We start from the raw sequence: 17,227 nt of genomic DNA on the forward strand, positions 1-17,227 counted from the left end.
TCCAGGGAAGGAAAAAGTAGCGCCCAGGGATGGGTTCACAGCGCCTCCTCGATGGTCCGACACTTCGGGGCCTGCGCCCGGCAAAGCCCCGAACCAGGCCACCGGCAACGCCTTCCTCATCCATGCCAGCTCCGTGAGAACGCCCATGAATACAACGTCACCCCCCGCGGTGCGCGACGAGGCCGCCAGCGAATCCCCAGAACGCCTCGAGCATCCCTGGCTCGGCCGGGTGCTGTTCGCCCTGGCCATCGTCGTGGCCCTGTCGCATCTCTACTTCAATACCCTGGGCACCCTCTCCGAAGTGTGGGTCAGTGCCCTGCACTTCGGCATGTTCGGCCTGCTCTGCGCCCTTTCTGTACCGATGCTCAAGGCCCGCTCCGCCAGCGGTCAACGCCTGGTGCTGACGGTGGACATCCTGCTCGGCCTGGCCGCGCTGGGCTGTGCCTTCTACCTGATCGGCTTCGAGGACGCCCTCTACGCCCGCGGGGTACGCTTCTCCACCGCGGATTGGGTCGTCTCCATCGCGGCCCTGGCCCTGGTACTGGAGTTCGCCCGCCGCACCACCGGCTGGTTCATCCCGCTGCTGTGCCTGGTGGCACTGACCTACGTGGCCTGGTGGGGCCGCCATGTGGGCGGGGTGTTCGGCTTCCCGGGTCTTCACTGGGAGACGGTACTCTTCCGCAGCTACCTGGGCGGCGACGGCATGCTAGGCTCCATCGCCCGCATCTCCTGGTCCTATGTCTTCATGTTCATCCTGTTCGGCGCCTTCCTGGTGCGCTCCGGCGCCGGTGACTTCATCATCGAGCTGGCCCGCTGTGCGGCTGGGCGCTTCGTCGGCGGCCCCGGCTTCGTGGCGGTATTCTCCTCGGGGCTGATGGGTTCGGTGTCCGGCTCCAGTGTTGCCAACACCGTCTCCACCGGTGTCATCACCATCCCGCTGATGCGCAAGGCCGGGTTTCCGCCGCGTTTCGCCGCCGGGGTCGAGGCGGCGGCCTCCACCGGCGGCCAGTTGATGCCTCCGGTGATGGGAGCCGGGGCCTTCATCATGGCCTCCTATACCCAGGTTTCCTACCTCACCATCATCGGCGTGGCAGCCCTGCCGGCACTGCTCTACTTCCTTTCGGTGGCGATGTTCGTGCGCATCGAGGCCAGGCGCAGCAACGCCCAGCACGTCGAGACCGAGGAGGCGCCGCGGCTTCTCGAGGTGCTCAAGGGCGGCTGGCACTTCTTGTTGCCGCTGGTGGTGCTGGTGGCGTCACTGATCCACGGCTTCACGCCGACCTATGCCGCGGGTATTGCCATCCTCTCGGTGGTGGGAGCCTCATGGCTGTCGAAGCACCCCATGACTCCCAAGGCGGTGCTGGAAGCCCTGGTGCTGGGTACTCGCAACATGATCACCACAGCGATCCTGCTGCTTACCGTGGGGTTGATCGTCAACGTGGTTTCCACCACCGGTATCGGCAACACCTTCTCGCTGATGATCACCGACTGGGCCGGCGGCAGCCTGCTGATCACCCTGGTGCTGATCGCCATCGCCTCGCTGGTGTTGGGCATGGGCCTGCCGGTCACCGCCGCCTACATCGTGTTGGGCACGCTCTCGGCGCCGGCCCTCTACGGCCTGATGGCCCATGGCGAACTGATGGATCTGTTGATGGCCGGCGAACTGCCCGAGCAGGCCCGGGCGATTTTCATGCTCGCCGCGCCGGAGAGCTTGGAAGCCTTGAGTGCGCCGATGGACGCCGCCACTGCCCGCGAGCTGCTGGCCCTGGTGCCGGATGATTTCCGCAGCCAGCTCTACGAGCAGGCGTTGTCGCCTCACACCCTGGCCCTGCTGCTGGTGGCAGCCCACATGGTGATCTTCTGGCTCTCCCAGGACTCCAACGTCACCCCGCCGGTATGCCTGACCGCCTTCGCCGCAGCAGCCATCGCCAAGACGCCGCCGATGCGTACCGGCTTCACCGCCTGGAAGATCGCCAAGGGGCTCTACATCATCCCGCTGCTGTTCGTGTGGTCGCCGTTGATCACCGGTACGCCGATAGAGATGGCGACGGTGTTCGCCTTCGCCCTGTTCGGCATCTACGCCATCATTGCCGGCCTGGAAGGCTTCCTGGAACATGAACTCTCCTGGTGGCTGCGCCTGGCAATGTTTCCCATGGGCGCACTGATGCTCTGGCCCCATGGGCAGCTAGCGCTGGATCTACTCGGTCTTGCACTGTTCCTGGGAACCCTGGGATGGAGTGCGCGTATGGGGCGTACGCCGGTACGAGCGGCGATGGCCTAGCAGAGGTTGGGTGCCATCGGCTCGGTACCGCTTCATTCGTTCTTGTCGCGCCGGGAGGCGTCTGCATCCTTGTAGCGGCTGTCCTGCCACGGCCAATGTCCTTCTACCTCGACGTGAAGGGTAAAGCCGAGGAAGGCGCGGATCAGGACGATGACGCCGAGGGTGGCGACCTGTTGGCTGGTATTGGCGATGATGACCGTCTTGATCACGTCACCGGCAATCAGAAAATCCAACCCCAGGATGAGCGAGCGGGCGATGCCGTGGCGGTAATGCATGAAGGCCCGCTGCTGGTGAAACATGCGGTGGTGCAGGAATCGCCAGGAGGTAATGGCGAAGCCGCCGACGATGATGGCGACCCCCAATACCTCGATGAGCAGTGCAATCGTGTCGATGGCTTCAATGAAATAGTGCATAGGGCCCGTGACGTTGGAAGAGGCGACGGCCACGGCACAACATGCCGGGGCCGCTCACGAGTAGGCCGCTCAGAACCAGGTCAGGCCAATCGAGATGATGACTCCGGTGATTACCAGTTGGATCAGGCAGTAGCCCATGATGTCCTTCGCCTTCAGTCCGGCGATGGCGAGTACCGGCAGGGCCCAGAACGGCTGCAGCAGGTTGGTCCAGGCGTCGCCCCAGGCCACGGCCATGGCCACGCGAGCCACGTCCACGCCGAGCGCTTCGGCGGCCGGTAGCATTACCGGTGCCTGTACCGCCCACTGCCCGCCGCCGGAGGGTACGAACAGGTTGACGATACCCGCGCTGATGAAGGACCAGAACGGCAGAGATGTCTCGGTGGCGAAGGAGATCAGTCCTTCTGACATGGTTTCAGCCAGCCCCGACTGCACCATGATGGCCATGATGCCGGCATAGAAGGGGAACTGGATGACAATACCTGCACCGCCCTTGATCGCCTCGTTGAGGCTTTCCAGCAGGCTGCGTGGGGTGCGATGCAGCACGATGGCCAGGAACAGGAACATGAAGTTGACGATGTTGAGGTTCAGGCCGCCACCACGCAGCAGGAAGTGGTCGAGCAGGAAAATCACCCCGGGGATGCCGACCAGCCAGGCGAGCGTCACGCTGTTCTCAAGGCGCTCGGCGGGGCGGGTGATGCGAACCCGCGCGGCGGGGCTGTCGTCGAGCAGCTTGGGATCGATGTAGACGCTATCCTTGTCATCGGGGAGCATGGCCCGGTTGACCAGTGGTATGGCGATGAACAGGCACACCACGATCGCCAGGTTGAAGAAGGCGAAGATGGTCGAGCCGGTACCGATGATGCCGATCTGGTCGGCGGTGAAGTGGCCCTCGGTGGCGATGGTCAGCGGGATGGAGCCGGCCAGGCCGCCATGCCAGACCACGAAACCGGAGTAGGCGCTGGCCACCAGCAGGCGATAATCGACCCGCACCAGGCGGGCCAGCTCCTTGGCGAACAGCGCCCCCACCACCAGGCCGAAGCCCCAGTTGACCCAACTGGCCACCAGCGAGACGAAGGTCACCAGCAGGATGGCGTGTCCGGCGTTCTGGGCCAGGCTGGCGAGCCGCTGCAATAGTCGCTTCACCGGTGGAGAGCTGGCCAGCATGAAGCCGGTCACCAAGACCAGCAGCATCTGCATGGAGAAGGTCAGCAGGTTCCAGAAGCCATCGCCCCAGAAACGCATCACGGCCAGGGGCGTCTGGCGCTCCACGCCGATGGCGGCAGCGGCAGCGATGATCGTCAGCAGCAGTACGAAGATGAAGGGGTCCGGCAGGTAGCGTTCGACCAGCTTGACGGCGGGTCTGGACAGCATTTTTAGCATGGCGGCGTCGCTTCTTCTGATTGTCTGGAATGCGTCTGAGAAAAATAGCGCAAAGTCATCAGCTTGCCCTAATAAAAACGGGCATTTGCAGGTTCAGCAAGAACGATCGTGCATCCGTGGCGTCGTTTCATCGTCCATTCTGCGGCACCACTGGGTACGGCGATGGTGCCAATAGTAGCCGACCAGTACCAGCGATCGCACCACGGCAAAGGCGAGGAACGCCAGCCATAGGGCATGGTTCTCGTGGCCGGGTAAAGCAAACTCCCGTGCCAGCCACCATATAGGCAGGTAGGCGGCCAGGGCAACGAAGATACTGTTGCGCATCTCGCGGATCGCGGTGGCCCCGATGAAGACACCGTCGAGCAGATAGCTCCACACCGCAATCAACGGCATGGCCACCATCCAGGGCAGGTACGTGCCAGCGGTTTCCTGCACTTCCGGCAGGCCGGTCAGCAGAGCGATGAGATAGTGGCCACCCAGAGCGAAGGCGAGCGCCGCGGTAGCAGCCGTGACCAGAGAGAACCAGGCGGCGGCGCGCACGGCAGTGCCGAATTCGTCCCAGCGCCGCCTGCCCACGGCGCGACCGGTGGTGGCCTCGGCGGCATGGGCGAAGCCGTCCAGGGCGTAGCTGGTGAGCATGATGAACTGCATCAGCACGGCATTGGCGGCCAGCACGGTGTCGCCCTGAGCCGCGCCCCGTGAGGTGAAGAACGCCATGGCGAACAGCAGCCCCAGGGTGCGCAGGAAGAGGTTGGCGTTGACCTGGAACAGCTCTCCGTAGGCCGCGAGCCGGAATAGCCGCTCACGCAGGAAGCGGCCCTGCAGCAGTTTCAGCTGCCGGGCGACCAGCCAGGTGCCGAAGGCCAGCGCCGTATAGTCGGCAATCACCGTAGCCCAGGCCACACCGTCGCTGGTCATGCCGAGGCCGACCACGAACAGCAGGTCGAGGGCGATGTTGACGCTGTTGGTCAGCACCAGGATGGCCAGCGTCACGCGGGAGTTCTGCTGACCCAGGAACCAGCCGAGAATCGCATAGTTGGCCAGTACCGCCGGTGCCGAAAGGATGCGGATATGGGCATATTCGGCTGCCAGAGCGGTGGCGACCTCACTGCCGTCGAGCAGCCACAACCCTGTAGCTATCAGCGGATTGGAGAACAGGATCAGCAGCGTCCCGATGCCCATGGCCAGCAGCAGCGACTGCCCCAGCAGGTTGCGTACCTCGCTGTCGTTCTCGCGGCCCAGCGCCTGGGAGGTCAGGCCGGTGGTGCCCATGCGCAAGAAACCGAAGCCCCAGTAGAGGAAGCTGAACAGGGTGGCGCCCAACGTCACGCCGGCCAAGTAGCGCGAATCCGGCAGGTGGCCGACCACGGCGGTATCCACCAGTCCCAGCAGTGGTACGGTGATGTTGGAAAGAATGATCGGCCAGGCCAGGGTCCAGATTCGCCGACGGGCGGCGGAGGGTGTCTCGGCTTGCAGGGTTGCCACGTCTTGTCCCTGTGATTGACGAATCGAGCAGCATGGCGGGTGGGGCGGTTTGACGCAACCGAGTCATGCCGCGACCGGATGTTGGTCTCGGCTATGGGATTCAGGGAAGGCAGAGGAGTATCGTGGAGGCGATACTCAGGCCAAGGGTGCCAGGAGGGGATGAGATGGAACGTATGGAAAGTATGATGGTGGGAATGGCGAAGAGAATGGTGACGAGGGTGGCGGTGGCCACGTGCATGGCAATGGCCTTGTCGCTGGGCGCTATGCAAGCCCAAGCCCAGGAGCAGCGTATGGAGGCGCGGCCGAGCGGTGGTGCGATGATCGCCGATGCCCTGATCGCCCGGCCGCTGCTGTTGGTGGCCACGCTCGGCGGCACGGCGCTGTTCGTCGTCTCGCTACCGTTCTCGGCGATGGGCGGCAACGTCGATGCCGCCGCCGAAACCCTGGTCAAGACGCCGGCAGAGGCGACGTTCCGTCGCTGCCTGGGGTGTACCTCGATCAATCCGCGTCCCCGGCCGGAAGAGCGCTGACAGGCGCTTGAATGCCAAGCCCCGCAGAAGCGGGGCTTGGCATGTGCTGCTGGGCTTACGGCAATCGCTTCAGGCGGCGGTGATCAGGCGGTACTTGGCCATCAGCTCGTCGCGGCTCTCGCGGCGCTCGGGATCTAGTGGAATGCAGTCGACCGGACACACCTGCTGGCACTGCGGCTCATCGTAGTGGCCTACGCACTCGGTGCAGCGGCTGGGATCGATGATGTAGATCTCCTCGCCCGCTGAAATGGCGTCGTTGGGGCACTCGGGTTCGCAGACGTCGCAGTTGATGCACTCGTCGGTGATCATCAGGGCCATGGGTTACCTCGCGATCGGGCAGGCCGCGTCCGGCCTTGCCCTGGATAAAGCGGCTCGGGAATTACCGAGTAATACGGTCAGGTATTGTAATGCTTGCGCAGCGTTTCGGCGACCCTGGGATGCACCAGGCGCGACACATCGCCACCGAGCTTGGCGATTTCGCGCACGATGGTGGAGGAGATATAGGAGTTCTCCACCGCCGGGGTGAGGAAGACACTTTCGAGCTCGGGCGCCTGGGCGCGGTACATGTTGGCCAGCTGCAGCTCGTATTCGAAATCGGAAACCGCGCGTAGGCCGCGCAGGATGATATGGGCCTGCTGCTCGGCCATCATGTCGGTGAGCAGCCCGGAGAAGCCGATCACCTCGACGTTGTCGAGCCCCGCGGAGACCTCGCGGGCCAGAGCGATCCGGGTGTCGAGATCCAGCGCCGGATTCTTGCCGGGGCTGGCCGAGATGGCGACCACCACCTTGTCGAACAGCAGGGAAGCACGCTCGATCAAGTCATAGTGTCCGTGGGTGATGGGGTCGAAGGTGCCGGGGTAGACCGCGATTTTCATGGCGTTCCGCTCATAGCCAGCTCAAGAGGGCTCAGGGTAACCGCCCACGGCCGAGGCGACAACGCCGGGCCGGGGCCAGCGTATCAGTCTTCCAGCTTGCCGAAGGGATTGTCCACTGTCAGCGATACCGGGTGTGTATAGCCGGGGATGACGATGCTGGTGGCACTGACGTCGAGTTCTGGCCCTTCCAGCACACCTTCGCCGAAGCGATAGCGCACCTGGTAGTGGCCGCCGTCGGCCTGGGTCAGATAGGCCCTGCTGACTTGACGGGTGGCTTCGCGTCGCTCATGCCAGGCCGCGATGGCGGCTTCGCCATGGCGTTTCACCAGCAGGCGCTCGGTTACGGCAGGCGACAGCACCACACCGGTGGCGTTGTTGCCGCCGAAGCCCTTGGCGTTGATGAAGGCCGCATCGGCAGTGAAAGGGATCGGCGTGCTGGAGAAGCGCAGCCGCTCGGCATGAACGTCATCGGCTACCGCATCGAGGGTGGGGATGCCGGGCAGCACGCCATGGGCGAAGCTGCCCAGGGCGCTGGTCAGCTGGTCGCCGGCAGCGCTGCCCTGGGAGTGACCGACGAAGGCCTTCACCGCCACCACCGGCCAGTGCTCGATGCCGTTGGCTCGGGCGACCAGATCGAAGACGTGGGATTCCGTTACCCGGTTCTTGGGCGTGCTGGTGCCGTGGGCATGCAGGAAGGTGCGCTCGCGCAGCGCCTCCTCTCCGAGCATGTCGCGTACCAGGGAAGCCGCCTTGCCCAAGGTGATGTAGTTGCCGATACCGGGGGCGGAGATGGAGCGCTTCCAGCCGTCGGCGTTGACGAACACGCCCGGCACGCTGCCGAGGATTTCTGCGCCGAGCTCCAGCGCCAGGGCGTCGTCGAGCAGCAGCACGAACTGACTGGCCTCGGCGATGGTGAAGCCGCAGTTGCGCGCGAAGGGGCGGCAGGCGCGCTGGTAGTCGGCATCGGTAAGCAGCTCCAGGGCATCCAGTGCCTTGAGGCTGTCGTCGTCCGCCAGGGCGCCCATGGCACGAAAGCCCTCGATGATCTCGGGCGTCACCGGGGCGTCGGAGGTGCCTACCATTACCGCACGGCGCTGGCCGCTGCGGATGTCCTCGACGCCCAGGCGGAGGTTGTAGAGAAAGCTGGCGCAGGCGCCGAGCACGGCGCCGGTGCCGCCGACGCTGCCGAGTACATAGGCGTTGAGGAAGTCGGCAGGCATCTGCCCGTAGCCTAGCGGCATCTGCTTGGAGGTGGCGCGGTTACCTGAGACGAAGCTCTTGAGCAGCCCGCCCCAGCCCTCGTCGTCGAGCTGGCCGATGGAGTTGCCGGCGTAGACGGCGATATCGTCGGGATCGAGGCGGTCGCGCAGGGTCTCCCACTCCAGGCCGCTGCTCGACAGGCAGTCGCTGGCAGCGAAAATCGACATCGACAGGCCGCGGGGATGGTGCACGCTGCGGTAGTAGTGGCTGGGGTCGAAGCCGCTGGGCAACTGGCCGGCGGCGCGCACCTGGGCCGGCCGGGTCTCCGGCAGCAGCACATCGAGCTCGCCGGGAGGCACGGTGACCTCCAGGGTGTGGCGGTCCAACTCACGGACCTGCCAGGTCGGCGGCAATCGCTCGGGCAACTGGCGGCGACGAATGCTGAAGGTCAATTCCGACGCCAGGCCAAGGCCGGCGCGGCGATTGGCTGGCAGCCCGTCGTCGTTGAAGCGGGGATCCTCGATGCGCCGGATCAGGGTGTGGTCGAGCACCTGGGCGCGGCAATTCTCGGCCAGCCGGCCGGCAGCGATGGGATTGCCTGAAGCATCGTACCAGGCGCCTTCCCGGCAGCTGCCCAGACCCATCAGAGCGGCCAGGCCGAGCAGCAGCGCTTGCTGTTCGGCTTCGGGCAGGGCGTCGATCACGGTGCGACGAAATGCTTGATGGCCTGAGGTACGACCGGCGGCGTTGACGCCGCCCATGCCGACGATCACCGGTAAGTGTGACAAGCCGCTTTCCTCGTTGTGCTGTTCGTGCGAGTCGGTAATGTAGATATAAGGGAGAAGATCATATCACCCGCCTCGGGACGTCGTCATGGGCGGGTGGCGCAAGTTATGGCGACAAGGATAAAACAAACGTTTGAAAAGAAGCGGCGGATGCGCTATGCTGTCGGTGCTGTTTGAGTCATACGAGTGGGTATGTGGGCGCTCCCTGTTTCTTGGGTGCGCCTTTTTTTTGCTTTCGTAGCAGGTCAGCACTAGGGCCGGCAGGCTGCTAAAATGGCCAGTTCGTCAGCTACCGAACCGTTTCCGCATGCTTGCCACCTCCCGCGCCATCGCCACCAATCAGCACGGCCCGCACAAGGACGTTGCACGAAGGGTCGAACGCGCCCTGAGTCACCCCCTGCGCAAGCCAGTGGCCGCCCATACCCGCGAGGCGTTCGAGCGGGCCCGTGCCTGGTACGAGCGCGACGGTGGGCGGCGCCCGCTGATTCTCGATGCCGGATGCGGCGTGGGATTGTCGACGCGGCAGCTGGCAGCGTGCTTCGACGATCATCTGGTCATCGGCGTGGATCGCAGTGCCGACCGGCTCTCGCGGGAGCATGGCGAAGTGGGCGACAATGCACTGCTGGTGCGCGCCGACCTGGTGGATTTCTGGCGCCTGGCGCTGGCTGCAGGTTGGCAGCCGTCGCGTCACTACCTGCTCTATCCCAACCCTTATCCGAAATCGGCGCACCTCAAGCAGCGCTGGCATGGTCACCCGGTGCTGCCGGTGATCCTGGCGCTTGGCGGCCGGCTGGAGTTGCGCTCCAACTGGCGGCTCTACGTGGAGGAGTTCGCTCTGGCGCTGGAGCAGGTGACCGGTGTCGCCGCTGCGGTGGAAGCCTGCATTCCCGGTGAGCAATACCTGACGCCCTTTGAACGGAAGTACCACTTGAGCGGTCAGTCTCTCTGGTGTCTGGTGGCGGACCTGCCCCATGCGCCGCAGCTCGTTCCCGGTGGTGCAGAGGAGGTTGGCTGATGGCGTTCGTCTACCTGGCATTGGCGATCGTGGCGGAAGTGGTGGCGACCAGTGCGCTCAAGGCCACCGACGGCTTCACCCGCCTCGGACCCAGCCTGGTGGTGGTGGTCGGCTACGTGATCGCCTTCTTCATGCTGTCGCTGGTGCTGCGTACCATCCCGGTCGGCATCGCCTATGCAATCTGGGCCGGCCTGGGTATCGTGCTGGTGGCCCTGGTCGGGGCGCTGGTGTATGGCCAGCGCCCCGACCTGCCGGCGGTACTGGGTATCGGCCTGATCGTCACCGGTGTGGTGGTGATTCAACTGTTTTCACGCGTTTCCGCCCATTGAACCGGCTTCCTTGGGCGTAGGATGGGTTTGACCGAGATGCTATCGATTGCTGTCGTCAGGCTGCGTTGCCTGGTTCTGTTCTGTGGCTTGTGGCTGCCTCTGGCGGCCTCGGGGGCGGGTTTCCCCGCGCTGGAAAAAATGCTCGAGAGTGGCTTTCGCATCAGCGCCGAGGCTCGGCTGCTGGGCGACGGCGGGCGCCCCGGTGAGGTGCTGGGTGCCATCGAGTCAGAGCGTCAACTGTCACCGGCCTCGGTGTCCAAGGCCTACCTGGCGGCAGCAGCGCTCGACCGTTGGGGCCCCCAGCACCGCTTCACCACGCGTTTGGTCAGCACCGCCAGGCCCGACGCCAACGGCGTGCTGCGCGGTGACCTGATACTCGACGGCGGCGGCGACCCTGCGCTTGCCAGCGAGGACCTGTGGCGTCTGGCCCAGCGGCTGCACCAGGCCGGCGTGCGCGAGGTCGATGGTCGCCTGGTGGTCAGCCAGTGGCGCTTCGGCCCGGTGGAGTGCATCACGACGGACCGCTGCGAGGCACTGTCTCGCACGGCTAACAGCTACAGCGCGCTGCTCTCGTCTGCCGGGGTCAATCATGGCAACTGGTGCGTCAACGTGGCCCCTGGGGCAGCAGCAGGCGAACCGGCCCGGGTCACCAGCTGCGACAGCCAGTCGCTGATCGTGGGTATCGACAATCGCATCGAGACGCGTGCGGCCAATGGCGGCACCGAGTTCAGCGCCGAGCGCGTCACCCGCGAAGAGGGAGACGTCATGCTGCTGAGCGGCCACATCTCGCTCGATGCCGAGCCTCGTGACGTCTACCGTGCCAGTGGCGACCCCGCTCGCCAGACGGCGCGAACCCTCACGGCCATGCTCGAACAGGCCGGGATCACCATAGGCGGCGGCTACGCCACCAGCATCGAGGCGCCTCCTTCTTCCGCACGCACCCTGGCACAGGTGGAAGGCAAGCCGCTGCAGGAGCTGCTGCTGCATGTCATGAACTACTCCAACAACTTCATGGCCGACGTGCTGGCGCTCAATCTGGTCGGTTCGCCGCGGGCGACCCTGATCCAGGCAGGGGAAGCGATCCAGGACTACGTTACAGGCCTGCCCGACCACGGCCCGGTGATCATGCTCAGCGGCAGCGGCTTGACCACCGAGAACCGCACCTCGGCGCAGGGTGCCAACGTGCTGCTGGAGAGCATGTTCCATCGCTCTTCGCTGTTTCCCAGCTTCGTTGCCAGCTTCCAGTCCCCGGCCAACGGCGTGGCCCGCTTCATTCGCCGTGGCTCGCCGCTGTTCCAAGACCACATCATGCTCAAGACCGGTACCCTCAACCAGCCCTATGCGGTGCGTGCCGTCAGCGGATACTTCCGTACCCGTTCGGGGCGCTGGGGCGTGTTCACGGCGCTGGTCAACGGCACCGGTTCCACGCCCTGGCTCAACTGGGCCCAGGTACTGGACCCCTTGTCACAGGACCTTGAGCGCATGATCGAGGCGCATTGATGCCTGCCCGCAAGTAAGGATAGCGAGACGATGAAACCAGCACGTACCGGGTGGCGGCACATCATCGATGCCACGGGCTATTCGCTCAAGGGGCTCAAGTTCGCCTTTCGCCACGAGACGGCGTTTCGGCAAGAGCTAGCCCTGTGCGTGGTGCTGCTGCCGCTGGCCTGGTGGGTCGGCTCTGGGCCGGTGGAGTGGATCCTGCTGGTAGGCAGCTGCCTGCTGGTGCTCACCGTGGAGCTGATCAACAGCGCCATCGAGAGCGTGGTGGACCGCATCGGCACGGAACACCACGAGCTTTCGGGGCGGGCCAAGGACATCGGCTCAGCGGCGGTAATGATTGCGCTGGTGGCCGCGGGGCTGACCTGGGGCCTGCTCGTCTGGCAGAAATTCTTCGGCTGAATGTCGCTGCTCCATCCGTCAGGGGTGCCGCAGCGCCAGCGCCTTCGATATGCTGGGGGTGACCCAGCTGCGACAAGGCCCGTTGCCATGCCCATTCCCGACGACTTCCTGCCTGCCGACGATCTTTCCCCCGCGCTCGTGCCCACCCTGGGAAAGGCCTGGCAGCGCCTCGGCGAGAGCCTGGCACGGGGCGACAACGTTGCCGAGATGACCGGCCAGGAGCTTCCCTCCGAGAACTGGCTGGGCCTCGACCCCGAACGCCGGCGTCAGCTGGCGCGCGTCATTGCCATTTCCGATTTCGCGGTCGATACGCTGGTACGCTACCCCGACTGGCTGCAGCATCTCGATGCCAGCGGCGAGCTGGATGCAGCCCCAGACGCCGATACGCTCGGCGCCTGGCTGGCCGAGCGGCTGGAGAATGCCGAGGACGAAGCGGCCCTGCACGCGGCGCTGCGCCGTTTCCGCCGGGCGCGCATGCTGGGCATCGTCTGGCGCGACCTGACGCGGCCGGCGGGCACTGACATGTGGGCGACGGCCGCTGCGGTGTCGCGGCTCGCCGAAGTGTGTCTCGAGGGTGCGCTGGGTTGGCTCGAGCAGTCCCTCGAGCCGCGCTGGGGGCGCCCTGCGCTGCGCACCGATGGCAGCGAGCAGCGCCTGGTGGTGTTGGGCATGGGCAAGCTCGGCGCCGGTGAACTCAACCTCTCTTCCGATATCGACCTGATCTTCGCCTACCCCGAGAAGGGCGAGACCGTTGGCGGGCGCACTGCGCTCGAACACCAGGAGTACTTCACCAAGCTGGGGCAGAGGCTGATCGCCGCGCTGGATGCGGTCACCGCCGATGGCTTCGCCTTTCGCGTCGACATGCGCCTGCGGCCGTTGGGCGATGGCGGCCCGCTGGTCGGTAGCTTCAGCTCGCTGGCCGCTTACTACCAGGACCAGGGTCGCGAGTGGGAGCGCTACGCCATGCTCAAGGCACGGCCGGTGGCCGGCGACCTGGGGGCCGGGAGCGAGCTGCTCGGCAACCTGAGGCCCTTCGTCTACCGCCGTTACCTCGACTTCGGCGCCATCGAGTCGCTGCGCGAGATGAAGGCGCTGATCAACCGTGAGGTCAAGCGCCGCGGTGTGCAGGCCAACATCAAGCTCGGGCCTGGCGGCATTCGCGAGGTCGAATTCGTGGTGCAGGCCTTCCAGCTGATCCGCGGAGGGCGTGATACCGAGCTGCAGGTCACCTCGCTGCGTACCGCACTGGCACGTTTGCCGGAGCTGGGCCTATTGCCTCAGGCGGTGGTCGACGAACTCCTTCCCGACTACGTCTTCCTGCGCGACCTGGAGCATGTCCTGCAGGCACTCGAGGACCGCCAGACCCAGAGCCTGCCCGACGACGAACTCGATCGTGAGCGGGTGGCCCAGGCGCTCGACATGGAGGACTGGCCTTCCGTCATGGCGCGTCTCGACGAGGTGCGCGCCAGGGTGCGCCAGCACTTCGATGCGGTGATCTCCGACCCGGAAGATGAGGTCGAGGTGGTGAGTGATGCCCCTGGTGCGGGTACCCGGTCGCTCGACGACTGGCGCGCGCTGTGGTGCGGCGAGCTCGAGCCTCAGGAGGCACAGGCGATGCTGGCCGAGGCGGGCTTCGATCAGGCCGAGACCGCACTGCGACGGCTGGTGACCCTGCGTCAGTCACGTCAGGTCCAGTCCATGCAGCGCATTGGCTTCGACCGCCTCGAGGCGCTGATGCCGCTGCTGCTGGATGCCGTGGCCGCAAGCGACACTCCCGATACCGCGCTTGAACGGGTGCTGCCACTGATCGAGTCGGTGCTGCGGCGTACCGCCTACCTGGCGTTGCTGCGTGAGAACCCCGAGGCCTTGAGCCACCTGATGGGGCTGTGCGGCGCCAGCCCGTGGATCGCCGAGCAACTGGCTCGTTACCCGCTGCTGCTCGATGAGCTGCTGACCCCGGAAACCCTCTACACACCTGCCGACAAGTCGCGCCTGGCCGATGAGCTGCGCCAGGCCCTGGGCCGCATTCCCGAGGACGACGAAGAGGCCCAGCTCGAGGCGCTGCGCGTGTTCAAGCACGCCCACGTACTGCGCGTAGCCGCCTCGGATATCGCCGGTACCCGGCATCTGATGAAGGTCAGCGACTACCTCACCTACATTGCCGAAGTGCTGCTGGAAAGGGTGCTTGCCATGGCCTGGCGCCACCTGGTGCGCAAGCATGGCTATCCGCGCCGCCGCGACGGCTCGCGCGCCGGGGCCGAGCCGGAATTCCTGATCGTCGGCTACGGCAAGCTGGGCGGCATCGAGCTGGGCTATGGCTCCGACCTCGACCTGGTCTTCATCCACGATGCCGATTCCCAGGGCGAGACCGACGGCACACGGCCCATCGATACGCCGGTGTTCTTCACCCGCCTGGGCCAGCGCATCATCCACCTGCTCACCGCGGTGACCCCCGCCGGTGCCCTCTACGAGGTGGACATGCGCCTGCGCCCTTCGGGCAATGCCGGGCTGCTGGCCACCACCCTCGAGGCCTTCGGCGAGTACCAGCGCCGCGAGGCCTGGACCTGGGAGCACCAGGCGCTGGTGCGCGCCCGCGTGGTGGCCGGCCATCCGCGCCTGGCGCAGGGCTTCGATGCGGTACGTAGCGAAATCCTCGGCCGCGAGCGTGAATGCCAGGCCCTCCGCGAGGAGGTGGTGAAGATGCGCCAGAAGATGCGCGACCATCTGGGCGGCAAGGTGGGGCAGGGCGAGTTCGACCTCAAGCATGACCCCGGCGGCATGGTCGACATCGAGTTCCTGTGCCAGTTCGCGGTGCTCTCCATGGGCCACGAGACACCCGAGCTGCTGCGATGGAGCGATAACATGCGCATCCTCGAAACCCTCGAGAGCACCGGCCGGCTGCCCGCCGAGGAGTGCCAACGCCTGCGCGAGGCTTACCTGGCCTTGCGTAGCACAGCGCATCGCGCCTCGCTGACTCGCGAGGCGCCCCGCGGCCGCGACGCCGATTTCCATGCCCACCGCCAGGCAGTGGTCGAGGCCTGGCAGCGGCTGCTGGAGCCACCGGCATGAGGCCAGCCCACCCGTTTCCTTTCCCACGAGAGAGATCGTAATGAACAAGGTTCTGATACTTCACGGCCCCAATCTCAATCTGCTGGGCACTCGCCAGCCGGAGATCTATGGGCGTGAAACCCTCAACGACATCAACAATGCGCTGTACGAGAAGGCCGCCGTCAACGGCTGGGACATCAAGGCCTTGCAGAGCAACCACGAAGGTGTGCTGATCGATGCCATTCACGCTGCCCGCGAGGACGGCACCGCGGCGATCATCATCAATCCCGCCGCCTACACCCACACCTCGGTGGCCATCCTTGATGCGCTCAACGCCTTCGAAGGCAAGGTGATCGAGGTGCACCTCTCCAACGTGCACAAGCGCGAGAGCTTCCGCCACCACTCCTATGTCTCGCTGCGTGCCGACGGCGTGATCGCCGGCCTCGGCAGCCAGGGCTACCTGGCCGCGCTGGACGCCGTGATCCGCGCCGCCGAACGCGCTTGAGCCTGCTGCCCGCTGGCGTACCTCACGACGGCGGGCCTTTGCATTGCCATCTCCTCAGCGAAGCGAGTCGATCAGCTCACCATTGACGAGCAGCGCCTCGTGGGTGACGAACAGGTGGTTGTTGAACTCATCCATCTGCTCGTCGCCCTGGGGCCGGTGCTGCTCCAGGTACTCGATCGCGGCCACGTGCAACTCCATCTGGTAGGCCAGGAAGGCCTCGTCGAAGGCTTCACCCTCCAGCTCATGCAGTGCCTCAAAGGCTTCGCTGTCATGAACGGCCTCATCGCTCCGTTCGGGAGCCTCACCACGCTCGTCGGCCGCCACCAGCCATTCCTCGAGAATGCCGTGGTCACGCTCCAGGGTACTTGCCAGCTGGGCTACCTCGTCACGTTCGGCGCGCTCCCTGGCCAGCTCGGCCAGTTCCGCCTGGTGCGCATGCAAGGCATACAGGGCATCGCGCACCTCGTCGCGATCGAGATCCGCCCAGGCCGAGCCGAGCACGAAGAGCCAAGCCGTCCCAACCGTTACGATCATTGCACCGTATGAAAGGAATTTTTTCATTCAGCCTCCTGATGTGCTGGGTACCAAATAAAACATGCCTGGTATTTGCATGAACGACTAATGCTTCCTACGGTAGTACAAGACGACACGCTACGGTGCCGGTTATGGATCACACAATAGACAAGTGCGGCAAGCCGCCCAAGCCAGGAACGCCGGAAGAAACCCGCGAAAAGCGTCGGGAGCTGGCCGTTTTCCTCTTCTTGGCAGGAATCCTTTTTCCCATTCTGGCCGTCATCATCGTGGCGGGATATGGCTTTGCCGTGTGGATAGTGCAGATGTTTATCGGCCCTCCCGGTCCACCGGGATAGGTGCATATTTCGGCCTGTTTCCCTACATAAAATAACGACATAAATCGTGACGAAAGCGCCAGTTCGCCTGGCCGGTGGGAGTCTCAGCATGCCACCTGTAGATCCGTCGCGCCGTGCGCTGCTGAAAGGTCGCATGCGGCATGAATCGGTGATCAGACCGCCTTGGTCCATCCCAGAAAGGGCTTTTACGCAACTCTGTACCCGCTGCGGCGAATGCGTAAGCGCCTGCGAAACCCAGGTCATCGTTGCTGGAGACGGCGGTTTCCCTGAAGTGGACTTCAAGCTGGGAGAGTGCACCTTCTGTCAGACCTGCGTCGAAGTCTGCCCGGAACCGATCTTCGACGTCCGCAGTCAAGCATCCCCTTGGAGTCACGTTGCTACCATCAGCCAAAGTTGCCTGGGCTTTCAGGGCGTCTACTGCAAGAGCTGTGGCGAAGTGTGTGAGATCGTCGCCATTCGTTTCACCTTCAATTCCATGCATGTACCCGAGCCTGAAGTCGATACCGATGCCTGCAATGGCTGCGGGGCCTGCGTGCAGCTGTGTCCTGTACAAGCAGTCGAAATGAAGTGTGATACCGCATCGAAAGTCACAGTGAACGCCAGTTAGATC

The 17,227-nt window shown here is 64.9% G+C and carries 17 protein-coding genes; 10 read left to right on the forward strand and 7 right to left on the reverse strand.

Annotated features, from left to right (window positions below; all coding sequences use genetic code 11):
- Window positions 1–145: 145 nt before the first annotated feature.
- Window positions 146–2,281, forward strand: coding sequence for a TRAP transporter permease (locus SPH52_RS17540; RefSeq protein WP_411796347.1), 2,136 nt, complete (start codon window positions 146–148; stop codon window positions 2,279–2,281).
- A gap of 32 nt (window positions 2,282–2,313) precedes the next feature.
- Here the strand turns inward: SPH52_RS17540 and SPH52_RS17545 are convergent, their stop codons facing one another.
- The 3 genes from SPH52_RS17545 to SPH52_RS17555 all read right to left on the reverse strand — a co-directional run bounded on the left by SPH52_RS17545 (window position 2,314) and on the right by SPH52_RS17555 (window position 5,559).
- The gene (locus SPH52_RS17545) at window positions 2,314–2,694 is read right to left on the reverse strand and encodes a DUF1622 domain-containing protein (RefSeq protein WP_411796348.1); all 381 of its coding nucleotides are present in this window, start codon (window positions 2,692–2,694) and stop codon (window positions 2,314–2,316) included.
- Between the two features lie 69 nt (window positions 2,695–2,763).
- On the reverse strand, window positions 2,764–4,074 hold the full coding sequence (locus tag SPH52_RS17550) for a short-chain fatty acid transporter (protein ID WP_411796349.1): 1,311 nt from the start codon (window positions 4,072–4,074) through the stop codon (window positions 2,764–2,766).
- Window positions 4,075–4,167: 93 nt separating this feature from the next.
- On the reverse strand, window positions 4,168–5,559 hold the full coding sequence (locus tag SPH52_RS17555) for an MATE family efflux transporter (protein ID WP_411796350.1): 1,392 nt from the start codon (window positions 5,557–5,559) through the stop codon (window positions 4,168–4,170).
- 206 nt (window positions 5,560–5,765) lie between these two features.
- On the opposite strand from SPH52_RS17555, the gene SPH52_RS17560 reads away from it, so the two are divergent.
- Complete coding sequence (locus tag SPH52_RS17560) at window positions 5,766–6,089, forward strand: hypothetical protein (protein ID WP_411796351.1); 324 nt, start codon at window positions 5,766–5,768, stop codon at window positions 6,087–6,089.
- Between the two features lie 69 nt (window positions 6,090–6,158).
- Here the strand turns inward: SPH52_RS17560 and SPH52_RS17565 are convergent, their stop codons facing one another.
- From SPH52_RS17565 to SPH52_RS17575, 3 genes are all read right to left on the reverse strand, one after another.
- Window positions 6,159–6,407, reverse strand: a complete 249-nt coding sequence (locus SPH52_RS17565) for a YfhL family 4Fe-4S dicluster ferredoxin (RefSeq protein ID WP_167117662.1) — start codon at window positions 6,405–6,407, stop codon at window positions 6,159–6,161.
- Between the two features lie 77 nt (window positions 6,408–6,484).
- Complete coding sequence (gene coaD / locus SPH52_RS17570; protein WP_411796352.1) at window positions 6,485–6,964, reverse strand: pantetheine-phosphate adenylyltransferase; 480 nt, start codon at window positions 6,962–6,964, stop codon at window positions 6,485–6,487.
- Window positions 6,965–7,047: 83 nt separating this feature from the next.
- Window positions 7,048–8,925: a beta-ketoacyl synthase gene (locus SPH52_RS17575; protein ID WP_411796486.1), complete on the reverse strand. Its 1,878-nt coding sequence runs from the start codon at window positions 8,923–8,925 to the stop codon at window positions 7,048–7,050.
- A 331-nt stretch (window positions 8,926–9,256) separates the two neighbouring features.
- On the opposite strand from SPH52_RS17575, the gene trmB reads away from it, so the two are divergent.
- The 6 genes from trmB to aroQ all read left to right on the forward strand — a co-directional run bounded on the left by trmB (window position 9,257) and on the right by aroQ (window position 15,748).
- A complete protein-coding gene (gene trmB / locus SPH52_RS17580; RefSeq protein ID WP_411796353.1) occupies window positions 9,257–9,964 on the forward strand; it encodes a tRNA (guanine(46)-N(7))-methyltransferase TrmB in 708 nt (235 codons plus the stop codon).
- A complete protein-coding gene (locus SPH52_RS17585; RefSeq protein ID WP_411796487.1) occupies window positions 9,961–10,293 on the forward strand; it encodes a DMT family transporter in 333 nt (110 codons plus the stop codon). Before trmB ends, SPH52_RS17585 begins: the two co-directional genes overlap by 4 nt.
- 36 nt (window positions 10,294–10,329) lie before the next feature.
- Window positions 10,330–11,793: a D-alanyl-D-alanine carboxypeptidase/D-alanyl-D-alanine-endopeptidase gene (gene dacB / locus SPH52_RS17590; RefSeq protein ID WP_411796488.1), complete on the forward strand. Its 1,464-nt coding sequence runs from the start codon at window positions 10,330–10,332 to the stop codon at window positions 11,791–11,793.
- A gap of 30 nt (window positions 11,794–11,823) precedes the next feature.
- On the forward strand, window positions 11,824–12,195 hold the full coding sequence (locus tag SPH52_RS17595; protein ID WP_411796354.1) for a diacylglycerol kinase: 372 nt from the start codon (window positions 11,824–11,826) through the stop codon (window positions 12,193–12,195).
- Between the two features lie 87 nt (window positions 12,196–12,282).
- Window positions 12,283–15,264, forward strand: a complete 2,982-nt coding sequence (glnE, locus tag SPH52_RS17600; RefSeq protein ID WP_411796355.1) for a bifunctional [glutamate--ammonia ligase]-adenylyl-L-tyrosine phosphorylase/[glutamate--ammonia-ligase] adenylyltransferase — start codon at window positions 12,283–12,285, stop codon at window positions 15,262–15,264.
- A 40-nt stretch (window positions 15,265–15,304) separates the two neighbouring features.
- A complete protein-coding gene (gene aroQ / locus SPH52_RS17605; protein ID WP_411796356.1) occupies window positions 15,305–15,748 on the forward strand; it encodes a type II 3-dehydroquinate dehydratase in 444 nt (147 codons plus the stop codon).
- 54 nt (window positions 15,749–15,802) lie between these two features.
- Here aroQ and SPH52_RS17610 read toward each other — a convergent pair whose 3' ends face one another.
- Window positions 15,803–16,309 carry a DUF4142 domain-containing protein gene (locus SPH52_RS17610; protein WP_411796357.1) on the reverse strand — a complete coding sequence of 169 codons (507 nt, stop codon included), beginning with the start codon at window positions 16,307–16,309 and terminating at the stop codon, window positions 15,803–15,805.
- 104 nt (window positions 16,310–16,413) lie between these two features.
- Between SPH52_RS17610 and napE the strand changes: the two genes are divergently transcribed.
- Both napE and napF read left to right on the forward strand, forming a co-directional pair.
- Window positions 16,414–16,617, forward strand: a complete 204-nt coding sequence (napE, locus tag SPH52_RS17615; RefSeq protein ID WP_411796358.1) for a periplasmic nitrate reductase, NapE protein — start codon at window positions 16,414–16,416, stop codon at window positions 16,615–16,617.
- 88 nt (window positions 16,618–16,705) lie between these two features.
- Window positions 16,706–17,224 carry a ferredoxin-type protein NapF gene (gene napF / locus SPH52_RS17620; RefSeq protein ID WP_411796359.1) on the forward strand — a complete coding sequence of 173 codons (519 nt, stop codon included), beginning with the start codon at window positions 16,706–16,708 and terminating at the stop codon, window positions 17,222–17,224.
- Window positions 17,225–17,227: the final 3 nt, after the last annotated feature.

This window comes from Halomonas sp. A29 (assembly GCF_046723295.1).
Lineage (GTDB): Bacteria > Pseudomonadota > Gammaproteobacteria > Pseudomonadales > Halomonadaceae > Halomonas.

Bases quoted from the DNA above. Each gene is read 5' to 3' on its own strand.
- SPH52_RS17540 (WP_411796347.1), top strand. From the start codon at position 146: ATGAATACAACGTCACCCCCCGCGGTGCGCGACGAGGCCGCCAGCGAA.
- SPH52_RS17545 (WP_411796348.1), bottom strand. From the start codon at position 2,694: ATGCACTATTTCATTGAAGCCATCGACACGATTGCACTGCTCATCGAG.
- SPH52_RS17550 (WP_411796349.1), bottom strand. From the start codon at position 4,074: ATGCTAAAAATGCTGTCCAGACCCGCCGTCAAGCTGGTCGAACGCTAC.
- SPH52_RS17560 (WP_411796351.1), top strand. From the start codon at position 5,766: ATGGTGACGAGGGTGGCGGTGGCCACGTGCATGGCAATGGCCTTGTCG.
- SPH52_RS17565 (WP_167117662.1), bottom strand. From the start codon at position 6,407: ATGGCCCTGATGATCACCGACGAGTGCATCAACTGCGACGTCTGCGAA.
- coaD (WP_411796352.1), bottom strand. From the start codon at position 6,964: ATGAAAATCGCGGTCTACCCCGGCACCTTCGACCCCATCACCCACGGA.
- SPH52_RS17575 (WP_411796486.1), bottom strand. From the start codon at position 8,925: ATGGGCGGCGTCAACGCCGCCGGTCGTACCTCAGGCCATCAAGCATTT.
- trmB (WP_411796353.1), top strand. From the start codon at position 9,257: ATGCTTGCCACCTCCCGCGCCATCGCCACCAATCAGCACGGCCCGCAC.
- dacB (WP_411796488.1), top strand. From the start codon at position 10,330: ATGCTATCGATTGCTGTCGTCAGGCTGCGTTGCCTGGTTCTGTTCTGT.
- SPH52_RS17595 (WP_411796354.1), top strand. From the start codon at position 11,824: ATGAAACCAGCACGTACCGGGTGGCGGCACATCATCGATGCCACGGGC.
- glnE (WP_411796355.1), top strand. From the start codon at position 12,283: ATGCCCATTCCCGACGACTTCCTGCCTGCCGACGATCTTTCCCCCGCG.
- aroQ (WP_411796356.1), top strand. From the start codon at position 15,305: ATGAACAAGGTTCTGATACTTCACGGCCCCAATCTCAATCTGCTGGGC.
- SPH52_RS17610 (WP_411796357.1), bottom strand. From the start codon at position 16,309: ATGAAAAAATTCCTTTCATACGGTGCAATGATCGTAACGGTTGGGACG.
- napE (WP_411796358.1), top strand. From the start codon at position 16,414: ATGGATCACACAATAGACAAGTGCGGCAAGCCGCCCAAGCCAGGAACG.
- napF (WP_411796359.1), top strand. From the start codon at position 16,706: ATGCCACCTGTAGATCCGTCGCGCCGTGCGCTGCTGAAAGGTCGCATG.